Origin of the sequence: Caballeronia sp. LZ008 (assembly GCF_031451435.1) — a bacterium.
GTDB classification, from domain to species: Bacteria; Pseudomonadota; Gammaproteobacteria; order Burkholderiales; family Burkholderiaceae; genus Caballeronia; species Caballeronia zhejiangensis.
Window position 1 is genome coordinate 19,751 of record NZ_JARUXK010000045.1, and the last position, 26,368, is coordinate 46,118.

The 26,368-nt window shown below is 63.1% G+C and carries 1 protein-coding gene; it reads left to right on the forward strand.

All coding sequences use genetic code 11. The annotated features are described in order from the left end of the window. Positions 1 to 98: 98 nt before the first annotated feature. Complete coding sequence (locus QCE49_RS33760; RefSeq protein WP_309806867.1) at positions 99 to 26,330, forward strand: non-ribosomal peptide synthase/polyketide synthase; 26,232 nt, start codon at positions 99 to 101, stop codon at positions 26,328 to 26,330. Positions 26,331 to 26,368 lie beyond the last annotated feature (38 nt).

The window sequence follows — 26,368 nt, forward strand, 5'->3', positions numbered from 1 at the left end:
GCGCGAACGCGCGTGCGCTTCTTCCACGCGTTCCGATGACGACGTTCTCGACTATCGCTTTCAGAGCACGCGCGTGCTCTCCACTACGGATCGACGCCATGCACGGTTTTCCCATCACGCCCGCTCAATCGGGCATCTTCTTTCGACAGCAACTCGATTTGCGCGATCCGCGCTTCAATCTTGCTCAACTCACGGAGATCATCGGACCGCTCGATGTCGATGCGCTTCAGGCAGCGCTGCGGCAAACCATCGACGAAGCCGAAGGCATGCGCGTGCGCCTCTTCGTCACCGACGGCTTGCCGCGTCAGACGGTTCCCGATGAGCCGTTGCACTTCACACTGCGCGTGGTCGATGTAAGCGATGCACCCGATCCGCTGGAAGCGATCGATCGCGCTGTGCAGATCGCGCTCGCCACCGCCTTCGACCTCGGCCATTGGCCGCTATTCGATGGGCAGCTCTTTCAGGCGAGCCCCACGCGCTTCTTCTTCTTCCAGCGGATTCACCATGTAGCGTTCGATGGCTTTTCGTTTTTGCTGTTCACGCAGCGGCTCGCAGCCATTTACTCGGCACTGATCCAAGGAGACGATCCCGCACCGTCCGGCTGGGCGCGTCTTGCCGATCTCCTCGATAACGACGCCGCGTATCGCGCGTCCAGCGCCTTCGAAAACGATCGGCAGTTCTGGCACGAATACATGGCGGGTTGCCCCGAGCCTGTGATCCTCTCGGCATGCATGGCGCCCGAGCCGATGCCCGCAGAAGCCTATTCGCAGGCGAGCGCGCGGATCCGTCTGTCGCCCGACACGACCGCGCTCATGCGCGATATGGCCGAACGCAACGGCACGACCTGGCCGCAAATCATGACGGCGGTCATGGCCGCCTATGTCGCACGTCTGAGCGGCCAGCCCGAAGTGGTGCTCGGGTTGCCCGTCACCGCCCGCGTCGGACGTCTGGCGAGAAGCGTGCCGGGCATGTTGTCGAATGCGCTGCCGTTACGAGCGATCGTCGACGAACGCACGACCATCGTCGATCTTCTCGATGCCGTCGCGCGGCAAAGCCGCCGCGTACTGCGTCATCAGCGCTATCGCGTGAAAGATATCCGGCGCGATGTCGGCCGCATCGAAGCCGACAGGCCGCTCTTCGGTCCCACGGTGAACATCATGCCGGAGTACAGCCGTGCGCTGAACTTCGCGGGCTGCGTCATCGGCTCGAATCGCTCGTTCTATGGCACGCCCGATGATCTCGCGCTGATCGTGCATGACCAGGGCGATGAACTTGGCATCGAATTGATGTTCGATGGCAATCCGTTGCTCTATACGCCCGAGTCCGTCGAGGCGCACGCGCGCCGCTTCACACGTCTCCTCGAACAAGTGCTCGATCGGCCCGATGCGCCGCTGCATACGCTTCAGCTCGTGTTACCTGAAAGGCAGGCGCTCCTCGAACGCTGGAACGACACGACCGCGCCGTATCCGGAGCATGAGTGCATTCAGCGGCTTCTCGAGCAGCAGGCACGGCTCACGTCCGACGCCGTCGCACTCGTCTGCGATGGCGCATCACTCACGTTTGCGCAGCTCAATGCGCGCGCGAACCGGCTCGCGCATCGGCTCATCGCGCTCGGCGTGCGTCCCGAAGATCGCGTCGCCTTGTGTATGGAGCGCGGCATCGGCGCGATCGTCGCGTTGTTCGGCATACTCAAGTCGGGCGGCGCTTACATCCCGCTCGATCCAGCTTACCCGGGCGAACGTCTGAGTTACATACTCGGCGATGCCTCGCCTCGGTTGCTCGTCGCCGATGCAGCGGGCCGTCACGCGCTCGGTGATATCGGCGCGCTTACGGTGCTCGATCCGGATGCATCGCTCGACGATGCGCTGCCGAACGACGATCCGCACGTGCCCGCCCTCGCCTCGCATCATCTCGCGTATGTGATCTACACGTCGGGGTCCACCGGCAAGCCCAAGGGCGTGATGGTCGAGCACCGGCACGTGATGAACCTGCATCATGCGTTGCAATCGACCGTGTTCGCGCATTGCGCGCCGCATGCGGGCGTGACGCTGAACGCAAGCATCGCCTTCGATGCGTCGGTGCAGAATCTCACCGCGTTGCTGTCCGGGCATCGGCTCGTCATCGTTCCCGCCGATGTGCGCACCGACGCGATGGCGCTCGTCGATTTTCTCGACACATCCGGTATCGACGTTTTCGACTGCACGCCGACGCAACTCGAATCGCTGTTCTCGGCCGGTCTGCTCGAACGACGGCAAGCGCCACTGACCGTGCTCGTCGGCGGTGAACCGCTCACGCCGCAGACGTGGAGCCGTCTTGCGCGCGCACAAGGCATACGTGCGTTCAACGTCTATGGTCCGACCGAATGCACGGTAGATGCGACTTTCGCGGAGATCACGCATGAACAGGCGCGACCGGTTATCGGCAAGCCGCTCGCCAACACGCGCACGTATGTGCTCGACGCACGGCGTCGCACGGTGCCGCCTGGCGCGGTGGGCGAGCTGTATATCGGCGGCGCGGGTGTCGCGCGCGGCTATCTGAATCGTCCCGAGCTCACGGCCGAGCGCTTTCTCGACGATCCGTTCGTGCCCGGCGCACGCATGTACCGCACCGGCGATCTCGCCCGCTTTCATCTCGACGGCAATATCGAATTCCTCGGACGCAATGATCTGCAAATCAAGATTCGCGGCTTCCGCATCGAGCCCGGCGAGATCGAGACGCAGATCGCGAGTCATCCGGCCGTGCGCGATGCGGTGGTGATTGCGCGTTCGCGCACGCCCGGCTCGCAGGATCAGCAACTCATCGCCTATGTCACCGCACGCGATGAATTCGGCATCGATGCCAGCGACTTGCGCGAACATCTGAGCACGCGTCTTCCCGACTATATGACGCCCGCCGCGTTCGTTGCGCTCGATGCGCTGCCGCTTACGCCGAGCGGCAAGCTCGATCGCCGCGCGTTGCCCGATCCGCAAGCCGACGCCTTCGCGCTGCGTCCCTTCGAAGCACCGCAAGGTCGCACCGAAAGCGCGCTTGCCGGACTGTGGGCTGAACTGCTGGGAATCGAACGTGTCGGTCGGCATGACAATTTTTTCGCGCTCGGCGGCCACTCGCTGCTCGCGGTGACGCTCATCGAGCGCTTGCGGCGCATCGGGCTGCAAGCGAGCGTGCGAGATCTCTTCGCGACGCCCGTGCTCAGCGCATTCGCCGATGCCATCGATTACGCCGCGCCGAAGTCCGACATTGTCGTGCCGCCCAATGTCATCACGCCCGCGAACAGCGCCATCACGCCGGACATGCTGCCGCTCATCTCGCTGACGCAGACGGATATCGATCGCATCGCCGATCAAATGCCTGGCGGAATCTCTAACGTTCAGGATATCTATGCACTCGCGCCGCTTCAGGAAGGCATCCTGTTTCATCACATGCTCACGACGGAAGGCGATCCGTATCTGCAAACCGCGCGCCTCGCGTTCGACAGCCGCGCCCGTCTCGATGCATGGGTCGATGCGTTGCAACAGGTCGTCGCGCGGCATGACATTCTGCGCACTGCGTTCGTTCACGAAGGCGTGACGACGGCGGCGCAAGTCGTCCTGCGTCATGCGCCCGTGACGATCGTCGAGGTCGACGATCTGACGCATCATTTCGATGCGCGCACGCAGCGCCTCGATCTCGCTCGCGCGCCCCTGATGCAGATTGCAATCGCACGCGACGCGAGCGGGGATCGCTGGCTGATGCAATTGAACTGGCATCATCTGATCGGCGATCATGCGACGCTCGAGGTCATGCATGCGGAAATCGGCGCGATTCTCGATGGCCGCGCGCACGCGTTGGGCGCGGCGCAACCATTCCGCGACCTTGTCGCGCAGGCCCGGCTCGGGGCGAACCATGACGCGCAGGAAGCCTTTTTCCGCGACATGCTCGCCGATGTCAGCGAGCCCACGTTGCCGTTCGGCTTGACCGATGTGCATCACGACGGCTCGGCCGTCGCCGAAGCGCAAATCACGCTGCCCGCCGAGCTCGATGCGCGTCTGCGCGCGCAGGCCCGGCATATCGGCGTCAGTCTCGCGAGTCTCTGTCATCTCGCGTGGGCGCGCGTGTTGAACGCGGGCAGCGCACTGGATTCCGATGGGTGCGTGGTATTCGGCACCGTGTTGCTCGGACGCATGCAGGCGGGCGTCGACCAGGCGCTCGGGCTCGTAATCAACACCTTGCCGGTTCGCTTCGACATCGACGACGCTTCCGTCGCTGACAGCGCGCGTATTGCGCATGACCGTCTCGCCGCGCTGCTGCAGCATCAGCATGCCCCGCTCGCGCTCGCTCAACGATGCAGCGGCGTCGCCGCGCCCGCGCCGCTCTTCAATGCGCTGCTCAACTATCGTCATAATCGCGCATCCGACGACCGGCACACGGCCTTCGACGGCATCGAACTGCTCGGCGCCGAAGAGCGCACCAATTATCCGCTGACGTTGTGCGTCGATGACAACGGCGATAGTCTCGGTCTCATCGCGCAGACCGTTGCGCCGCTGTCGCCCGCACAGCTCTGTGGATATATGGCGCAGGCTTTGTCGAGCCTTGCGCACGCACTCGAAGAAGCGCCGCAAACGCCGGTGAATCAGCTCGACGTCGTGCCGCCCGACACGTATGAGTTGCTGGTGAAGACATGGAACGACACGGCTTCGTATCCATCGGACATGTGCATTCACCAGCTTTTCGAGCAACAGGCCAGGCGCGTGCCCGACGCGGTCGCGCTCGTCTTCCAAGATCAATCCATGACCTATGCGAAGCTCAATGCGCGAGCGAACCGGCTCGCGCATCGTCTGATCGCGCTGGGCGTGGGACCGGAAGATCGCGTCGCGTTATGCGTGGAGCGTGGCATCGGCATGATGGTCGCGTTGCTCGCGATCCTCAAGTCCGGTGGCGCTTATGTGCCGCTCGATCCCGCTTATTCGGGCGAGCGCCTGAGCCACATTCTCAGCGACTCGACGCCGCGCCTGTTGCTCGCCGACGCCCCCGGCCGCGCGGCGCTCGGCGATACGGGCGAGCTTACCGTGATCGATCCCGATGCATTGCTCGACGACGACATCTCGCAAGACGATCCGGTCACGGCCGTCGCTCCGTCGCATCTCGCATACGTGATCTACACGTCCGGTTCTACCGGCAAGCCCAAGGGTGTGATGATCGAGCACGCGCAGATCGTTCGCCTCTTCGATGCGACGCACGACTGGTTCAATTTCGATGAACGCGACGTATGGTGCCTGTTCCACTCGTTCGCCTTCGACTTCTCGGTCTGGGAAATGTGGGGCGCGCTGCGTTATGGCGGCAAGCTCGTGATCGTGCCGCAACAGCTTGCGCGCTTCGCGCCCGACTTTCTTCGACTGCTTCAGCGGGAACGCGTGACCGTACTGAATCAGACACCGAGCGCGTTTCGCGCATTGATTCAGGCGCAGGAGACGAACGATGCGCCCACCGCGTTGCGCTATGTGATATTCGGCGGCGAGGCGTTGAATCCTTCGATGCTGGAGCCGTGGTACGCGCGTCATTCGGATCGGCATCCGCGCCTCGTCAACATGTACGGCATCACCGAGACGACCGTGCATGTGACTTATCGACCGCTCGATCGCGAAGACTGCGCGGACAGCCACAGCCCGATCGGCGTGCGCATTCCTGACCTCACGATCTATCTGCTCGATGCGCAACAGCGGCTCGCGCCTGTCGGTGCGGTCGGCGAGTTGTATGTCGGCGGCGCGGGCGTGGCGCGCGGCTATCTCAATCGGCCCGAGCTGACCGCGGAGCGTTTCATCGACGATCCCTTCGTTCCGGGCGCGCGGCTCTATCGCACGGGCGATCTCGGACGGTATCGTCCCGATGGCAGTCTGGAGTTTTTCGGGCGCAACGATCATCAGGTCAAGGTTCGAGGCTTTCGTATCGAGTTGGGAGAGATCGAAGCGCAGATCGCCAGTCATCCGGCGGTGCGCGAAGCCGTCGTCATCGCGCGCGCACGCGATGAAGCGACGCAGGATCAGCAACTCATCGCCTATATCACCGGCGTTTCCGACATCGACACGAGCGACCTTCGCGAGCATCTCGGTTCGCGTCTGCCGGATTACATGGTGCCGTCCGCGTTCGTGACGCTCGATGCCTTGCCGCTGACGACGAACGGCAAGCTGGATCGACGTGCGCTGCCTAATCCGCAATGGCAGAACCTCGCCGTGTATGTCGCGCCGCGGACATCGCTCGAGACATCGCTTGCCGAGTGCTTTGCCAGCGTGCTCGGCCTCGAACGCGTGAGCATCTTCGATGACTTCTTTGCGCTTGGCGGACACTCGCTGCTCGCCACGCAACTCGTCTCGCGACTGCGCGAAGCCCTGTCGATCGAATTGTCCTTGCGCACGCTGTTCGATGCGCCGAGCGTCGCCGCGCTCGCCGACGCGTTGGAGGACACGGCTCATCGCGCCGGGGCGCGCCCGCCGTTGCAAGCGTTGCCGCGTCCCGCGCAAGTGCCGCTGTCGTTCGCACAGGAACGCTTGTGGTTCCTCGATCAACTCGATCCGGGACAATCGACGTACAACATACCCGTCGCCGTGCGCCTTTTCGGCTCGCTCGATGTTCACGCATTCGAAACCGCGTTGAACGCGCTCGTGGCACGTCACGAGAGCCTTCGCACATCGTTCGTGGAGCACGACGGCCAAGCGATGCAATGCATAGCGTCCAGCCTGAAGATCGCGCTGCCGATCATCGAACTCGATGAACGCGTCGCCGATGAGCAAAGCGCCGAGGTCCGCCGTCTCGCGCAGATCGAAGCCTCGCGCGCCTTCGATCTTCAACATGGACCGCTGCTTCGCGCGCGATTGCTGCGGTTGTCATCCGCTGAACATGTCCTGTTGTTCACGATGCATCACATCGTCTCGGACGGCTGGTCTATCGGCGTGCTCGTTCGCGAACTCGGCGCATGCTATACGGCTGCCGTGCGCAAGGAGCCGGTTGCGCTTCCGCCCTTGCCCGTGCAGTACGCCGACTTCACGATTTGGCAGCGTGCCTGGCTCGCCGATGCGGAACTGGAACGCCAGACGCAATACTGGCGCGGTCGTCTTGCCGATCTCGCGCCGCTGGACTTGCCTCTCGACCGTCCACGCCCCGCACAGATCAGCGGACGCGGCGCGACCTTGCCTTTCGCGCTCAGCCCCGCGCTGTGCGAACGGCTGTATGCGTTCGCGCAGCGGGAAGGCGTCACGCCTTTCATGCTGCTACTCGCCGTGTTCCAGACGCTGCTTGCGCGCCTGTCCGGACAGAACGATGTCGCCGTCGGCTCGCCCATCGCCAATCGCACGCATGCACAGATCGAGCCACTCATCGGCCTCTTCGTCAATACGCTCGTGCTGCGCGCCGATCTTTCGGGATCGCCGTCGTTGCGTACGCTGCTCACGCAAGTCCGCGAAACGACGCTCGCTGCTTACGCGCATCAGGATTTGCCGTTCGAAAAGCTCGTCGAAGCACTCGCGCCGGTTCGGGACACTAGCCGCCCCGCGTTGTTTCAGGTGATGTTCGTGTTACAGAACGCGCCGCTTGAACCACTCGCGATGCCCGGCCTCACGCTGGAACCGCTGCCACCGGCCGAAGCCGGCGCCAAGTTCGATCTCACGTTGGACCTGACTCATACGCAAGACCATCTGACCGGCAGCCTGAACTACGCCACCGACCTCTTCGATGAACGCACCATCGCGCGCTTCGGCGAGCGCTTCGCGCGCTTGCTCGAACAGGCGCTCGATCAGCCCGATGCGCCGCTCTTTGCGCTCGACATCGTGCTGCCCGAGGAGCACGCGCTCCTCGAACGATGGAACGACACGGCAACGGCTTATCGCGACGATGTTTGCATTCAGCAACTCTTCGAAGAGCAAGTCCGGCGCACGCCGGATGCCCTCGCGCTCATCTTCGCGGACCAGTCGCTCACGTACACGCAGCTCGATGCGCGCGCGAACCTGCTTGCGCATCGGCTGATCGCGCTCGGCGTGCAAGCGGAAGATCGCGTCGCGTTCTGCATGGAACGCGGCATCGGAGGAATCGTCGCGTTGATGGCGATACTGAAGGCAGGCGGCGCGTACGTGCCGCTCGATCCCGCTTATCCGGGCGAACGCCTGACGCATATCCTCACCGATGCGATGCCTCGTCTGCTCATTGCCGATGCCGCCGGTCGCGAAGCATTGGGCGACACGGGTTCGCTCACTGTCATCGATCCGCAAGCAGCGCTCGACGACGCGTATCCGCAGGATGATCCGCGCCCGAACGTCAGCCCGAACAACCTTGCTTACGTGATCTACACATCGGGTTCGACCGGCAAGCCCAAAGGCGTGGCGATCGAGCACGGAACGCTCGTCGCGTCCACCTTCGCGCGGCACCGGTTCTATGAGCGCGCACCGAACGAACGCTTCCTGCTGCTGTCGTCGCTCGCGTTCGACAGCTCCGTCGCGGGCCTCTTCGGCACGCTCACGAACGGAGGCTGTCTTGCGCTCGTCGATCTCGATACCGCGCGAGACCCGCACGCGATCATCGAACTGGTGCGGCACCGCGACATCACGCGTGTGTTGTGCGTGCCGTCGCTCGGTCAGGCCATTCTCGACAGTATGTCGTCGAGCGATGATCATAAGCTTCGCGAGATCATCGTAGCGGGCGAAGCGTGCCCGCCCGGACTCGCGAAGCAAAGCTCCACGCTGCCTCGACCGGTCGCCCTCTACAACGAATACGGTCCGACGGAAGCGACGGTTTGGGCGACCGCGTATCGGTGCCTGCCGGAAGAGTCGAACCCGGTGCCGATCGGCGGTCCCATCGCGAACACGCGCATCTATCTGCTGGATGCCGAGCGCCGCCTGATGCCTGTCGGCGCCGTGGGCGAACTCTATGTCGGCGGCGCGGGTGTCGGACGCGGCTATCTGAACCGTCCCGAACTCACCGCCGAGCGCTTCCTCGACGATCCCTTCGTACCGGGCGGGCGCATGTATCGCACCGGCGACATCGCACGCTATCGCGCCGATGGCAACATCGAATTTCTCGGACGCAACGATCATCAAGTCAAGATTCGCGGTTTCCGTATCGAACTCGGCGAGATCGAGGCGCAGATCGCGAGTCATCCGTCGGTGCGGGAGGCTGTCGTCATCGCGCGCACGCGGCATGAAGCGACGCAGGATCAGCAACTCATCGCGTACGTCACCGGTACGGACGAGATCGACGCGGGCATGTTGCGCGAACATCTTGCATCGGGCTTACCCGATTACATGGTGCCCTCGGCGTTCGTGGTGCTCGATGCCTTGCCGCTGACGCCCAACGGCAAGCTCGATCGTCGCGCATTGCCCGATCCGCAGTGGCAGGATCAGGCCACATATGTCGCGCCGCGCACATCGCTGGAAGAAACCCTCGCGCAATGCTTTGCCAGTGTGCTCGGCCTTCGACGTGTCGCCGTGTTCGATAACTTCTTCTCGCTGGGCGGTCATTCGCTGCTGGCCACGCAACTCGTTTCGCGCGTGCGCCAAGCGCTCTCCATCGACTTGCCGCTGCGTGCCTTGTTCGATGCGCCGAACGTTGCAGCGCTTGCCGAAGTGCTTGCGCTCGATGAGTCACGTCGCGTCGCGAGCGCCTTGCCGCCTCTGCAAGCACGCGAGCGACCCGCTCATCTGCCGCTTTCCTTCGCGCAGCAACGTATGTGGTTCCTCGAACAACTGGATCCCGGACAATCCGCGTATAACATTCCAGTCGCGGTGCGTCTGAACGGATCGCTCGATGTGCCGTCATTCGAGACCGCGCTGAACGCGCTCGTGGAGCGTCACGAGAGCTTGCGAACCACGTTCGCGCAATACGACGGACAGGCCGTGCAATGCATCGCGCCGCACTTGCACATCGCGCTGCCGGTCATCGCGCTCGATGCGCTAGCATCTGGTGCGCAAGCCGCCGAACTGTGTCGACTCGCGCAGGACGAAGCCACGCGGGCATTCGATCTTCAGCGCGGTCCGTTGCTGCGCGCACTCCTGCTGCGCGTTGCACAAGACGAACATGTGCTGCTGTTCACGATGCATCATATCGTCTCGGATGGCTGGTCGACGGGCGTGCTCGTGCGTGAACTCGGTGCGGGCTATGCGGCTGCGTTACGCAATGAGCCTGTTTCACTGCCGCCGCTGGCCGTGCAATACGCCGACTTCACCTTGTGGCAGCGCGATTGGCTGGCGGGTGCAGAACTCGACCGTCAGACGCAATACTGGCGCAATCAGCTCGCCGAACTCGCACCGCTGAACCTGCCCGCCGATCGCCCACGTCCATCGCAAATGAGCGGACGCGGTGCGAGTGTGCCATTCGCGGTAGGTGCCGCGTTATGCGAACGGATCGACGCGCTTGCGAATCGGGAGGGCGTCACGCCGTTCATGCTGCTGCTCGCCGTCTTCCAGACGCTGCTCGCGCGACTGTCCGGTCAAAACGACATCGCCATAGGGTCGCCGATCGCAAACCGCACGCATGCGCAGACGGAACCGATCATCGGCCTGTTCGTCAACACGCTCGTCTTGCGCGCCGATCTTTCGGGATCGCCGTCGCTGCGTGAACTGCTCGCGCAAGTGCGTGAGACCACGCTCGCCGCTTACGCGCATCAGGACTTGCCGTTCGAGAAGCTCGTCGAAGCGCTCGCGCCGGTTCGCGACACCAGCCGCACGGCGTTGTTCCAGGTCATGTTCGTCCTTCAGAACGCGCCGATGGAGCCGCTCGCGCTGCCCGGCCTGACGCTGGAAGTGATGCGCCCCGCCGATGCCGGCGCGAAGTTCGATCTCACGCTGAATCTGACGCATACACAAGATCGATTCCAAGGCACGCTCGCTTATGCGACCGACCTGTTCGATGAACAGACGATCGTGCGCTTGGGCGAACGCTTCACGCGTCTGCTCGAACAGGCGCTCGATCAACCGGATGCGCCCTTGCACGCGTTCGAACTGGTGCTGCCTGACGAGCATGCGCTGCTCGAACGATGGAACGGCACGGCCGAGGCGCATCCCGAAGATGTATGCGTCCATCGTCTGTTCGAGCAGCAGGTTCGGCGCTCGCCTGAAGCGACCGCGCTGGTATTCGAAGGCGATTCGCTCACGTATGCCGAACTCAATGCGCGTGCGAATCGGCTTGCGCATCGAATGATCGCGCTCGGCGTCCGGCCGGACGATCGCGTCGCGCTGTGCATGCAGCGCAGCATCGGCATGATCGTCGCGTTGATGGCGATACTCAAGGCAGGCGGCGCTTACGTGCCGCTCGATCCGGCCTATCCGGGCGAGCGCCTGAACCAAATCCTCACCGATGCCGCGCCGCGTCTGCTGCTCGCCGATGCCGCGGGCCGGGAAGCATTGGGCGACACCGGCGCGCTCGGCGTACTCGAAATCGATGCATCGCTCGATGAAGCGCTCCCACAAGAGAACCCGCAAACGAACGTCGCGCCGCATCATCTCGCCTACGTCATCTACACCTCCGGCTCCACCGGCAAGCCCAAGGGCGTGATGGTCGAACATCGCCATGTCGTGAATCTGCATTACGCGCTGCAATCGACGGTGTTCGCACGTTGCGCCGCGCGCTCCGGCATCGGTCTGAACGCGAGCATCGCGTTCGACTCTTCATTGAAGAGCCTCACGGCGCTGCTTGCAGGTCATCGACTGATCGTGATTCCCGCGGACGTGCGCACCGATAGTGCGGTGCTCATCGACTATCTGAACAACGCCGATATCGACGCGCTCGACTGCACGCCCACTCAACTCGATGTCATGCTCGCCAGCGGCTTGCTCGAACGCCGGCGGTCGAAGCTGACCTTGCTTATCGGCGGCGAAGCGATCACACAACAGACGTGGAATCGACTGGCGAACGCTGAACAGATTCGCGCGTTCAACGTCTACGGTCCGACCGAATGCACCGTCGATGCGGCGCTTACCGAGATCACGGCAGACCAGGTGCAGCCGGTCATCGGCAAGCCGATTGCCAACGCGCGCATCTATCTGCTCGATGCGCACCTTCGGCGGGTTCCGCCGGGCGCGATCGGTGAGTTGTTTATAGGCGGCGCGGGTGTGTCGCGTGGTTATCTGAACCGGCCCGAACTCACGGCCGAACGTTTCATCGATGATCCGTTCATCGCGGGCGCGCGCATGTATCGAACCGGCGATATCGCGCGTTATCGCGCCGATGGCAATATCGAGTTCCTCGGACGCAACGATCATCAAGTCAAGATACGCGGCTTCCGTATCGAGCTCGGCGAGATCGAAGCGCACGTCGCCAGTCATCCGTCGGTGCGCGAGGCTGTCGTCATCGGCCGCATGCGGCATCAAAAAACGCTGGATCAGCAACTCGTCGCTTATGTTACGGCAACCGGCGATATCGACATCGAGGCACTTCGGGAACATGCACGTTCTCGTCTGCCCGACTATATGGTGCCGTCGGCCTTCGTGCTGCTCGACGCGCTGCCGCTGACACCCAACGGCAAGCTCGATCGTCGCGCTTTGCCCGATCCTGAATGGCAAAACCTTGCCGCGTATGTCGCGCCGCGCACCTTGCTCGAACACACGCTCGCGAAGTGTTTCGCCGATGTACTCGGCCTCGAACGCGTGAGCGTCTTCGACAACTTCTTCTCGCTCGGCGGCCATTCGCTGCTTGCTACGCAACTCGTCTCGCGTTTGCGTCAGACGCTTGCGATCGAGCTGCCCTTGCGGACGCTGTTCGATGCGCCTGGCGTCGCTTTGCTTGCCGAAGCGCTGACGCTCGATGCGCCTTCGGATCGCGCGAGCATCTTGCCGCCTTTGCAGACGCGCGAGCGCCCCGCGCATCTGCCGTTGTCCTTCGCGCAGGAACGTTTATGGTTCCTCGAGCAACTCAACCCGGGTCAGTCCGCGTATCACATTCCAGTGGCCGTGCGTCTCACCGGATCGCTCGATGCTCGGGCGTTGCAGACCGCGATGAACGCGCTCATCGATCGGCATGAAGTCCTGCGCACTTGCTTCGCGCAACACGACGGCGTTCCGGTTCAACGCATCGCAATGCAAGCGCAGGTCACCGTGCCGCTGATCGCGCTCGATACGCTCGATGCCGATGCGCAGGCCACCGAAGTCCGCCGCCTCGCACAAGATGAGGCAACACGCGCATTCGATCTTGAACAGGGTCCGCTGCTCCGAGCGAGATTGATGCGCCTGTCCGCGCGAGAGCATGTCCTGCTGTTCACGATCCATCACATCATCTACGATGGCTGGTCGACGGGCGTGCTCGTGCGTGAACTCGGCGCGTGCTACACGGCGGCGTTGTCGAACGCGCCTGCTGCGTTGCCGCCGCTCGATGTGCAGTACGCCGACTTCACCTTGTGGCAGCGCGATTGGCTCGCCGGCGCCGAGCTCGAAAGACAGACTCGGTACTGGCGCAATCGGCTCGAAGGCCTCGCGCCGCTCGATCTGCCGACCGATCACCCCCGGCCCTCGCACATCAGCGGGCGCGGTGCCAGCTTGCCCTTCGCCCTCAGCCCGGCGCTTTCCGAGCGGCTGATCGCGCTCGCGCAACGCGAAGGCGCCACGCCCTTCATGCTGCTGCTCGCCGTCTTCCAGACGCTCCTCGCGCGTTTGTCCGGGCAAACGGATATCGCGGTGGGCTCGCCGATCGCCAATCGCACGCATGCGCAAGTCGAGCCGCTCATCGGCCTGTTCATCAATACGCTCGTCATGCGCGCGGATCTCTCCGGCTCGCCTTCGTTGCGTACATTGCTCAGGCAAGTTCGCGATACGACGCTCGCCGCGTACGCGCATCAGGACTTGCCGTTCGAGAAGCTCGTCGAAGCACTCGCGCCCGCTCGCGATACTAGCCGTACGGCGCTGTTCCAGGCGATGTTCGTGTTGCAGAACGCCCCGGCGGAGCCGCTCGCCTTGCCCGGACTCACGCTCGAGTTGCTGCCTCCTTCCGAAGCCGGCGCGAAGTTCGATCTCACGTTGAAGCTCGCGCACACGCAAGGGCGCTTTACTGGCAGACTGAGCTACGCATCCGATCTTTTCGACGAGCACACGATTGCAAGGCTCGGGGAACGCTTCGCGCGTCTGCTCGAACAAGCGCTAGATGAACCCGATACGCCTCTGCACGCGTTCGACATCGTGCTACCCGAAGAGCATGCATCGCTCAGGCGATGGAACGACACTGCTGCTGCGTATCCCGAGCACTTGAGTATCCATCAACTTTTTGCCCAACAGGTCCGACGCTCGCCCGATGCGATCGCGCTCGTTTTCGAAGACGAATCCCTCACGTATGCGCAACTCGATGCGCGCGCTAATCGGCTTGCGCACCATCTCATCGCGCTTGGCGTCGAACCGGAACATCGCGTCGCATTGTGCATGGAGCGCGGCATCGACATGATCGTCGCGTTGATGGCGATACTCAAGGCAGGCGCTGCGTATGTGCCGCTCGATCCCGCCTCGGTCGCCGAGCGCCTCGCGTACATGCTCGACGACGCCGATGTATCGCTGCTCGTGACTCAGACATCGTTGCTCGACGGTCTTTCACGGGTCGCGCTTAACGTCTCGATCGTTTGTCCCGACGAAGAAGCGTGCCGTATCGATGCATGTCCCGATGTCGATCCCGCCATTGACCTGCAGTCGCACAGCCCCGCGTATGTGATCTACACGTCCGGCTCGACCGGCAAGCCCAAGGGCGTCGTGCTGAGTCATCGGAATCTATCGAACTATCTGAGCGGCGTGCTTGCGAGGATGAACGTGCTCGCGCCGTGCAAGATGGCCCTCGCTTCAACCATCGCGACCGATCTGGGCAATACGATTCTGTTCGGTGCGCTGGTCGCTGGCCACGAGCTGCATGTGCTGTCGAACGAACGCACCACTGATAGCTATCTGTTCGGGCAGTACATGCGTCAGCGCGGAATCGATGTCCTCAAGATCGTGCCCGGACATTTGCGCGCGCTCGTTGACGTTACGCTCGACACCGCGCCTGCATTGCCGACGCAATTGCTCGTGCTAGGCGGGGAAGCGACGCGCTCCGACTGGATCCGCCGCGTGCAGGCACTGAAGCCCGGCATGCGCATTCTGAATCACTATGGCCCGACCGAGACGACCGTGGGCGTGTTGACGCATGCCTATCACGATGACATCGCATACGGCATGTCGATTCCCATCGGGAGACCGTTGGCCAACACGCGAGCCTATGTTCTCGATGAATTCCTGCGTCCTGTGCCGCTCGGCGTGACGGGTGAGTTGTATATCGGCGGTACGGGTCTCGCGAGCGGCTATCTGCGGCGCGCGGCGCTCACCGCGCAGCGCTTCGTCGCCGACCCCTTCACTTCTGGCGAGCGCATGTACCGCACAGGCGATCTCGCACGTTATCGTGCCGATGGCAACATCGAGTTCCTCGGCCGCAACGATCATCAGGTGAAGGTGCGCGGCTTCCGTATCGAGCTCGGCGAGATCGAAGCGCAACTCGTGGATCATGCCGCCGTGCGTGAAGCGGTCGTCATCGCGCGGGCCCGCAGCGAAGCCTCCCAGGATCAGCAACTCATCGCTTATGTCACGCTGCTCGCCGATGTCGATGCCAGTGTCTTGCGCGAGCATGTCGCCGAGCGCTTGCCCGATTACATGGTGCCCTCAGCGATCGTCATGCTCGATGCACTGCCGCTCACGCCCAACGGCAAGCTCGACCGTCACGCGCTGCCCGATCCGCACGCCGATGCCTTCGCGTTGCGTCCCTTCGAAGCGCCTTTGGGCGAGACCGAATCGTCGCTCGCCGATCTGTGGGCCGAATTGCTGGGCCTCGATCGCGTCGGCCGGCAGGATAACTTCTTCGCGCTCGGCGGCCATTCGCTGCTGGCCGTCACGCTCATCGAACGCATGCGCCGCATCGGCCTGCACGCCAATGTGCGCGATCTCTTCGCCACGCCCGTGCTCAGCACGCTTGCCGCATCGATCGAGCGCGGTGCGATTGCGCACGATATCGTCGTGCCGCCCAATGTCATCACGCGCGACACGACCGCGCTCACCCCTGCCATGCTGCCGCTCATCGCCTTGACGCAAGCGGATATCGACTCCATCGTCGAACAAGTCCCGGACGGCATAACGAACGTGCAGGACATTTACGCGCTCGCACCGCTGCAGGAAGGCATTCTGTTCCATCACATGTTGAGCACCGAGGGCGACCCGTATCTGCAAACCGCGCGCATCGCCTTCGATAGCCGCGAGCGTCTGGATGCCTGGCTCGATGCGCTGCAACGGATCATCGCACGGCACGACATCCTGCGCACCGCCTTCATCCACGACGGCATCAGCACGCCCGCGCAGGTCGTCTGTCGCCAAGCGCCTGTCACCATCGATGAGATCGAGCTCGATCCCGCACACGGTCCGGCTGTCGATCAACTCGCGCGTCTGTTCGATGCGCGCTCGCAACGCCTGCCTCTGCATCGGGCGCCCCTGCTTCGGCTCACCCTCGCGAAGGAACACGATTCGCCGCGCTGGCTCGCGCTGCTCGTGTGGCATCACCTGATCGGCGATCACGTTACGCTCGAAGTGATTCAGAAAGAGATCAGCGCATTGCTCGAGGGCCATGCCGATGCGCTCGATGTGGCGCAACCGTTTCGCGATCTGGTCGCGCAGGCGCGGCTCGGCGCCACTCAGCAGGAGCATGAAGCGTTCTTCCGCGACATGCTCGCCGAGCTCAGCGAGCCCACGCTGCCCTTCGGCTTCACCGATGTGCATCACGACGGCTCCTCGGTTGCCGAAGCTCGCGTGACGTTGCCCGCGGCGTTGAACACGCGTCTGCGCACGCAGGCGCGAGAACTCGGCGTCAGTCTCGCCAGTCTCTGTCATCTCGCATGGGCGCGTGTGCTCGACGCGGCAAGCACCGGCGATGGCCGCATCGTCTTCGGCACCGTGCTGCTCGGGCGCATGCAGGCAGGTGTCGATCAGGCGCTCGGGCTGCTCATCAACACCTTGCCGATTCGCCTCGATGTGAACGATGTCTCTGTTGTCGATAGCGTGCGTGACACGCATCAACGTCTCGCGGCCTTGCTGCAACATCAGCATGCTCCGCTCGCACTCGCTCAGCGATGCAGTGGCGTGGCCGCGCCCGCGCCGCTCTTTAGCGCGCTGCTGAACTATCGCCACAACCAGGCCGTCGCCGATGAACAATATGCCTTCGAGGGGATCGAGCTGCTGGGCGCCGAAGAGCGCACCAACTATCCGCTCATGCTCGCTGTCGAAGACAACGGCGAGAGCCTTGGCTTGACCGCGCAAACGCTCGCGCCGCTCTCGCCCGATCAGTTGTGCGGGTACATGGAGCAAGCGTTATCGAGCCTCGTGCAGGCACTCGAGCAGGCACCGCAGACGCCCGTCGACCAACTCGATGTGCTGCCGCCCAAGACGCGTCAGTTACTGGTCCAGACGTGGAACGATACGGCTGCGTCGTACCCTGTCGATCTGTGCATTCATCAGTTGTTCGAGCAGCAGGTCGAGCGCACGCCCGATGCGATCGCGCTGATCTTTGGAGATCAGACGCTCACGTATGCGCAACTCAATGCGCGTGCCAATCGGCTCGCGCATCATTTGATCAAGTTGGGCGTGCGTCCGGAAGATCGCGTGGCGCTGTGCGTGGAGCGTGGCATCGGCATGGTGGTGGCGTTGCTCGCGATACTCAAAGCGGGCGGCGCCTATGTGCCGCTCGATCCGGCTTACCCCGGCGAACGCCTGACTCACATCCTCACTGACTCGACGCCGCGCCTCTTGCTCGCCGATGCCATCGGCCGTGAAGCACTCGGCGATACGGGTACGTTGAGCGTGCTCGATCCGGACGCATCGCTCGATGCATCAGAGGACAATCCTCAAACCAGAATCGAACCACATCATCTCGCATACGTGCTCTTTACATCGGGCTCCACAGGCAAGCCCAAAGGCGTGATGATCGAGCATCGCCAGATGCTGAACTTCCTGTGCTCGATGCGCGATATCACCTCGATGAACGCCGCCGACACACTGCTCGCTGTCACGACGATATCCTTCGATATCGCGGGCCTGGAGTTGTATTTACCCTTGAGCGCCGGCGCGCGCATCGTGCTCGCATCGCGCAACGATGCGGCCGATCCGCTCGCGTTGCAAGCGCTCATCGATGCACACGCCATCAGCTTCATGCAGGCGACCCCGGCCACCTGGCGCATGCTGCTCGACACGCAGTGGAACGGCAGCGCGAAGCTTACCGCGCTGTGCGGCGGCGAAGCGTTGTCCGCGAACCTCGCGGCGCGTCTGAACGAGAAGGTCAAGGCGCTGTGGAATCTCTACGGTCCGACTGAAACGACGGTCTGGTCCTCGTGCTATCGCACGGGCCGCGACGCGCATAGGTCATCCACGGTATCGGTCGGCCGGCCGATTGCCAACACGCATCTGTACGTGCTCGATGCGCACTACCGGCTCGTGCCGCCGGGTGCCGTGGGCGAGTTGTATATCGGTGGCGCGGGGGTGGCGCGTGGTTATCTCAATCGTGCCGAGCTCACCGCCGAGCGCTTCCTCGACGATCCGTTCATTGCCGATGCGCGCATCTATCGCACGGGCGATCTCGCGCGCTATCGCGCCGATGGCAATCTCGAGTTCCTCGGACGCAACGATCATCAGGTCAAGATTCGCGGCTTCCGGATCGAACTCGGCGAGATCGAAGCGCAGCTCGCGAGTCATCCGGCCGTGCGCGAGGCCGTCGTCATCGCACGGGCGCGGCGTGAAGAGACGCAGGACCAGCAGCTCATCGCCTATGTCACTGGCGCCACCGCTATCGATACGAATGCGCTTCGCGAGCATGTGACTGCGCGCTTGCCGGATTACATGGTGCCATCGGCGTTCGTCACGCTCGATGCGCTGCCGCTCACGCCCAACGGCAAGCTCGATCGGCGCGCATTGCCCGATCCGCAGTGGCAGGATCTCGCCGCTTATGTCGCGCCGCGCACCTCGCTCGAACATACGCTCGCGCAGTGCTTTGCCAGCGTCCTCGGACTCGAGCGCGTGAGTGTCTTCGACAACTTCTTCGCGCTCGGCGGGCATTCGTTGCTGGCCACGCAACTCGTATCGCGCTTGCGTCAGGCGCTTTGCATCGAATTGCCCTTACGAACATTGTTCGATGCGCCGACGGTGGCTTCGCTCGGCCAAACCTTACAGCAGGAAGCGGGTCGCGTGAGCGCAATCCCGACACTGCAAGCACGCACGCGGCCGCAGCATTTACCGCTGTCTTTTGCGCAGGAACGCTTGTGGTTCCTCGAACAGCTCAACCCCGGACAGTCGACCTATAACATTCCGGTAGCCGTGCGCCTGAGCGGGTCGCTCGATGTTCCGGCGCTCGACACTGCGTTGAATGCCCTCGTGGAGCGTCACGAAAGCCTGCGTACTTCGTTCGTGCAACAAGACGGGCAGGCGGTTCAATGTATCGCGACGCAATTGCGGATCGCACTGCCTCTCGTCGAACTCGGCACGCTCGCCTCCGACGCGCAAGCCGCCGAAGTCCGCCGGATCACGCAAGCCGAAGCCACGCGAGCCTTCGATCTTCAGCATGGGCCGCTTCTTCGCGCGCGGCTGCTTCGCCTCGCCGAAGACGAGCATGTGCTGCTCTTCGCGATGCATCACATCATCTCCGATGGCTGGTCCATCGGCGTGCTCGTGCGTGAACTCGGCGCGTGCTATGAGGCCGCGTTGCATGACGAAGCGCTCGCTTTGCCGCCGTTGGCCGTGCAGTATGCCGACTTTACCTTGTGGCAGCGCGATTGGCTCACCGGCGCGGAACTCGATCGACAGACGCAATACTGGCGCACTCAGCTCGCCGAACTCGCACCGCTCGATCTGCCGACTGATCGCCCTCGCCCAGCGCGGATCAGCGGACGTGGCGCAACATTGCCCTTTTCGCTGAGTCCCAACTTGTCGGAGCGCGTGACCACGCTCGCGCATCGAGAAGGCGTGACGCCATTCATGGTGCTGCTCGCCACACTCCAGACGCTTCTTGGTCGTCTCTCCGGGCAATCGCAAGTGGCAGTCGGCTCGCCGATCGCCAATCGCACGCATGCACAGATCGAACCGCTCATCGGTCTGTTCGTCAATACGCTCGTATTGCGTGCGGACCTGTCGGGCGCGCCCAGCATGCGCGAATTGCTCACGCAAGTGCGCGATACGACGCTCGCCGCTTACGCACATCAGGACCTGCCTTTCGAAAAACTCGTCGAAGCGCTCGCGCCGGCGCGCGACACGAGCCGTACGCCGCTCTTTCAAGTGATGCTCGTCTTGCAGAATGCGCCGCTCGAGGCGCTTGCTTTGCCCGGTCTCACGCTGGAACTTCTGCCCCCGGCCGAAGCCGGCGCCAAGTTCGACCTCACGCTGAACCTGACTCACACGCACGACCGCTTCGCGGGCAGCATCAGCTACGCAAGCGATCTTTTCGATAGGCAGACTATCGTGCGTTTCGGCGAACGCTTCACGCGCTTGCTGGATCAGGCGCTCGCGCGGCCCGATGTACCGTTACATGCGCTCGAACTCGTGTTGCCTGAAGAGTATGCGCTGTTCGATCGATGGAACGACACGGCAGCCGCCTACCCCGAGCACCTCTCCATGCATCAGCTTTTCGAGCAACAGGTTCGACGCACGCCCGATGCCACCGCGCTCATCTTCGAAGACGAATCCCTCACGTATGCGGAGCTGAATGCGCGTGCGAATCGGCTTGCTCATCGACTGATCGCGCTGCGCGTGCGTCCGGAAGATCGCGTCGCGTTATGCATGGAGCGGCGCGTCGGCATGATCGTCTCGTTGATAGCCACGCTCAAGGCGGGCGGCGCATACGTGCCGCTCGATCCTGCGTATCCGGGTGAACGGCTGAATCACATTCTTGCCGATGCCGCGCCTCGATTGTTGATCGCCGATGCAGCCGGCCGTCATGCGTTGGGCGACACGGGCACTCTGACGGTACTCGATCTTCATGCATCCGACGACGAAACGCTCTCGCAGGCCGATCCGCAAGCACCGGTCGCGCCGCACAACCTCGCGTATGTGATCTATACGTCGGGATCGACGGGCAAGCCGAAGGGCGTCGCCATCGAACATCGAAACGCCGTCAACTTCCTGAACTGGGCGCAGAACGCCTTTACATCGAAAGAGCTTTCACACACGCTGTTTGCCACATCGATCAATTTCGATCTTTCGATCTATGAATGCTTCGCACCGTTGACCTGCGGCGCCACCGTGCATCTCGTCGACAACGTCCTCGCACTTTCCAGGAAGCCGCACGATGTGAGCCTGGTCAACACGGTGCCTTCGGCGATCACTTCCCTACTCGATGCGGGCGCATCGCTCGCATCCGTCGAGACTATCAACCTTGCGGGCGAGCCGCTCAGGCTCGCGCTGATGAAACGCATCTTCGCCGAGACCGATATCGAACGATTGTGCAATCTGTATGGCCCGTCCGAGACGACCACTTACTCGACGTGGATCGAGATGCATAGGGGCGATCACCTGAAGGAGACCATCGGCAAGCCGATCGCCAACACCCGCGTCTATCTGCTCGATGCGCGATGCAAGCCGGTGCCGCTCGGCACGGTGGGCGAAGTGTATATCGGCGGCGCGGGCGTGGCGCGTGGCTATCTCAACCGGCCTGAACTCACCGCCGAACGCTTCCGCGACGATCCGTTCATGCCCGGCGATCGCATGTACCGCACAGGCGATCTCGCACGTTATCGTGCCGATGGCAACATCGAGTTCCTCGGCCGCAACGATCATCAGGTGAAGGTGCGCGGCTTCCGTATCGAGCTCGGCGAGATCGAAGCGCAACTCGTGGATCATGCCGCCGTGCGTGAAGCGGTCGTCATCGCGCGGGCCCGCAGCGAAGCCTCCCAGGATCAGCAACTCATCGCTTATGTCACGCTGCTCGCCGATGTCGATGCCAGTGTCTTGCGCGAGCATGTCGCCGAGCGCTTGCCCGATTACATGGTGCCCTCAGCGATCGTCATGCTCGATGCACTGCCGCTCACGCCCAACGGCAAGCTCGACCGTCACGCGCTGCCCGATCCGCACGCCGATGCCTTCGCGTTGCGTCCCTTCGAAGCGCCTTTGGGCGAGACCGAATCGTCGCTCGCCGATCTGTGGGCCGAATTGCTGGGCCTCGATCGCGTCGGCCGGCAGGATAACTTCTTCGCGCTCGGCGGCCATTCGCTGCTGGCCGTCACGCTCATCGAACGCATGCGCCGCATCGGCCTGCACGCCAATGTGCGCGATCTCTTCGCCACGCCCGTGCTCAGCACGCTTGCCGCATCGATCGAGCGCGGTGCGATTGCGCACGATATCGTCGTGCCGCCCAATGTCATCACGCGCGACACGACCGCGCTCACCCCTGCCATGCTGCCGCTCATCGCCTTGACGCAAGCGGATATCGACTCCATCGTCGAACAAGTCCCGGACGGCATAACGAACGTGCAGGACATTTACGCGCTCGCACCGCTGCAGGAAGGCATTCTGTTCCATCACATGTTGAGCACCGAGGGCGACCCGTATCTGCAAACCGCGCGCATCGCCTTCGATAGCCGCGAGCGTCTGGATGCCTGGCTCGATGCGCTGCAACGGATCATCGCACGGCACGACATCCTGCGCACCGCCTTCATCCACGACGGCATCAGCACGCCCGCGCAGGTCGTCTGTCGCCAAGCGCCTGTCACCATCGATGAGATCGAGCTCGATCCCGCACACGGTCCGGCTGTCGATCAACTCGCGCGTCTGTTCGATGCGCGCTCGCAACGCCTGCCTCTGCATCGGGCGCCCCTGCTTCGGCTCACCCTCGCGAAGGAACACGATTCGCCGCGCTGGCTCGCGCTGCTCGTGTGGCATCACCTGATCGGCGATCACGTTACGCTCGAAGTGATTCAGAAAGAGATCAGCGCATTGCTCGAGGGCCATGCCGATGCGCTCGATGTGGCGCAACCGTTTCGCGATCTGGTCGCGCAGGCGCGGCTCGGCGCCACTCAGCAGGAGCATGAAGCGTTCTTCCGCGACATGCTCGCCGAGCTCAGCGAGCCCACGCTGCCCTTCGGCTTCACCGATGTGCATCACGACGGCTCCTCGGTTGCCGAAGCTCGCGTGACGTTGCCCGCGGCGTTGAACACGCGTCTGCGCACGCAGGCGCGAGAACTCGGCGTCAGTCTCGCCAGTCTCTGTCATCTCGCATGGGCGCGTGTGCTCGACGCGGCAAGCACCGGCGATGGCCGCATCGTCTTCGGCACCGTGCTGCTCGGGCGCATGCAGGCAGGTGTCGATCAGGCGCTCGGGCTGCTCATCAACACCTTGCCGATTCGCCTCGATGTGAACGATGTCTCTGTTGTCGATAGCGTGCGTGACACGCATCAACGTCTCGCGGCCTTGCTGCAACATCAGCATGCTCCGCTCGCACTCGCTCAGCGATGCAGTGGCGTGGCCGCGCCCGCGCCGCTCTTTAGCGCGCTGCTGAACTATCGCCACAACCAGGCCGTCGCCGATGAACAATATGCCTTCGAGGGGATCGAGCTGCTGGGCGCCGAAGAGCGCACCAACTATCCGCTCATGCTCGCTGTCGAAGACAACGGCGAGAGCCTTGGCTTGACCGCGCAAACGCTCGCGCCGCTCTCGCCCGATCAGTTGTGCGGGTACATGGAGCAAGCGTTATCGAGCCTCGTGCAGGCACTCGAGCAGGCACCGCAGACGCCCGTCGACCAACTCGATGTGCTGCCGCCCAAGACGCGTCAGTTACTGGTCCAGACGTGGAACGATACGGCTGCGTCGTACCCTGTCGATCTGTGCATTCATCAGTTGTTCGAGCAGCAGGTCGAGCGCACGCCCGATGCGATCGCGCTGATCTTTGGAGATCAGACGCTCACGTATGCGCAACTCAATGCGCGTGCCAATCGGCTCGCGCATCATTTGATCAAGTTGGGCGTGCGTCCGGAAGATCGCGTGGCGCTGTGCGTGGAGCGTGGCATCGGCATGGTGGTGGCGTTGCTCGCGATACTCAAAGCGGGCGGCGCCTATGTGCCGCTCGATCCGGCTTACCCCGGCGAACGCCTGACTCACATCCTCACTGACTCGACGCCGCGCCTCTTGCTCGCCGATGCCATCGGCCGTGAAGCACTCGGCGATACGGGTACGTTGAGCGTGCTCGATCCGGACGCATCGCTCGATGCATCAGAGGACAATCCTCAAACCAGAATCGAACCACATCATCTCGCATACGTGCTCTTTACATCGGGCTCCACAGGCAAGCCCAAAGGCGTGATGATCGAGCATCGCCAGATGCTGAACTTCCTGTGCTCGATGCGCGATATCACCTCGATGAACGCCGCCGACACACTGCTCGCTGTCACGACGATATCCTTCGATATCGCGGGCCTGGAGTTGTATTTACCCTTGAGCGCCGGCGCGCGCATCGTGCTCGCATCGCGCAACGATGCGGCCGATCCGCTCGCGTTGCAAGCGCTCATCGATGCACACGCCATCAGCTTCATGCAGGCGACCCCGGCCACCTGGCGCATGCTGCTCGACACGCAGTGGAACGGCAGCGCGAAGCTTACCGCGCTGTGCGGCGGCGAAGCGTTGTCCGCGAACCTCGCGGCGCGTCTGAACGAGAAGGTCAAGGCGCTGTGGAATCTCTACGGTCCGACTGAAACGACGGTCTGGTCCTCGTGCTATCGCACGGGCCGCGACGCGCATAGGTCATCCACGGTATCGGTCGGCCGGCCGATTGCCAACACGCATCTGTACGTGCTCGATGCGCACTACCGGCTCGTGCCGCCGGGTGCCGTGGGCGAGTTGTATATCGGTGGCGCGGGGGTGGCGCGTGGTTATCTCAATCGTGCCGAGCTCACCGCCGAGCGCTTCCTCGACGATCCGTTCATTGCCGATGCGCGCATCTATCGCACGGGCGATCTCGCGCGCTATCGCGCCGATGGCAATCTCGAGTTCCTCGGACGCAACGATCATCAGGTCAAGATTCGCGGCTTCCGGATCGAACTCGGCGAGATCGAAGCGCAGCTCGCGAGTCATCCGGCCGTGCGCGAGGCCGTCGTCATCGCACGGGCGCGGCGTGAAGAGACGCAGGACCAGCAGCTCATCGCCTATGTCACTGGCGCCACCGCTATCGATACGAATGCGCTTCGCGAGCATGTGACTGCGCGCTTGCCGGATTACATGGTGCCATCGGCGTTCGTCACGCTCGATGCGCTGCCGCTCACGCCCAACGGCAAGCTCGATCGGCGCGCATTGCCCGATCCGCAGTGGCAGGATCTCGCCGCTTATGTCGCGCCGCGCACCTCGCTCGAACATACGCTCGCGCAGTGCTTTGCCAGCGTCCTCGGACTCGAGCGCGTGAGTGTCTTCGATAACTTCTTCGCGCTCGGCGGGCATTCGTTGCTGGCTGTTCAGTTGATGGCATCGATTCACGCGAAGCTCGGCCAGGACATTTCGATTCGCGTTCTCTTCAATGCGCCATCGGTCGCGGAACTCGCCGATCAACTGAACGCCGCGCCTTCGAACAACGAATTCGATCCGATTCTGCCTATCCGGGCATCGGGGAGCGGCGCACCGCTCTTCTGCATTCATCCGGTCGGCGGATTGGCGTGGAGTTATGCGGGTCTCGCGAAGATCATCGATGACGACCGGCCCCTCTACGCCGTCCAGACGCCGGCGTTGAAGGAGCCCGGCTACCGTCCCGCGAGCATCGTCGACATGGCGGCGGACTATATCGCGCGCATCCGCACGGTTCAGCCTCACGGTCCCTATCACCTCCTCGGCTGGTCCTTCGGCGGACTGCTCGCGTACGAAATGGCGACGCAACTGCAAAACCTTGGCGAGAAGATCGGCGAGCTCGTGTTGCTGGATTCGCGTCTTCCGGACGGACTCACTGCATCCGAAGTCGATGAATGGGCGCTGTTCGCCGCGACGTTCCCGGACATGTCGCCCGATCTCACGCTCACGCTTCAGGCAATGCAATCGACCACCGAGCGCGTGGTCGCGCTACGTGCGCATCGGCTGATACCGGCGTATATCACGGACGAGCACGTCACAACGCTGATCGGTACGACGCAACGGAACATGCAGTTGCAATCGATGTACGCGCCCCGGTCGTTCCATGGCGATATCGTCTATTTCACGGCGACGCGCTCCGAAGCGCCCGGACAACCCCGACGTAGCGCGCAATGGCGAGCGTGCGTGAATGGTTCGATCGTGAACTACGACATCGACTGCATGCATGGCGAGATGTGCCTGCCATCGTCGCTCGCGATGATCGGACAGAACCTCGCATCGATGAATGTGATTGGTGCATCAGCGAAGTAGAGAACGAACAGCGCCACGGGCTTATAGGCCGGTGGCGC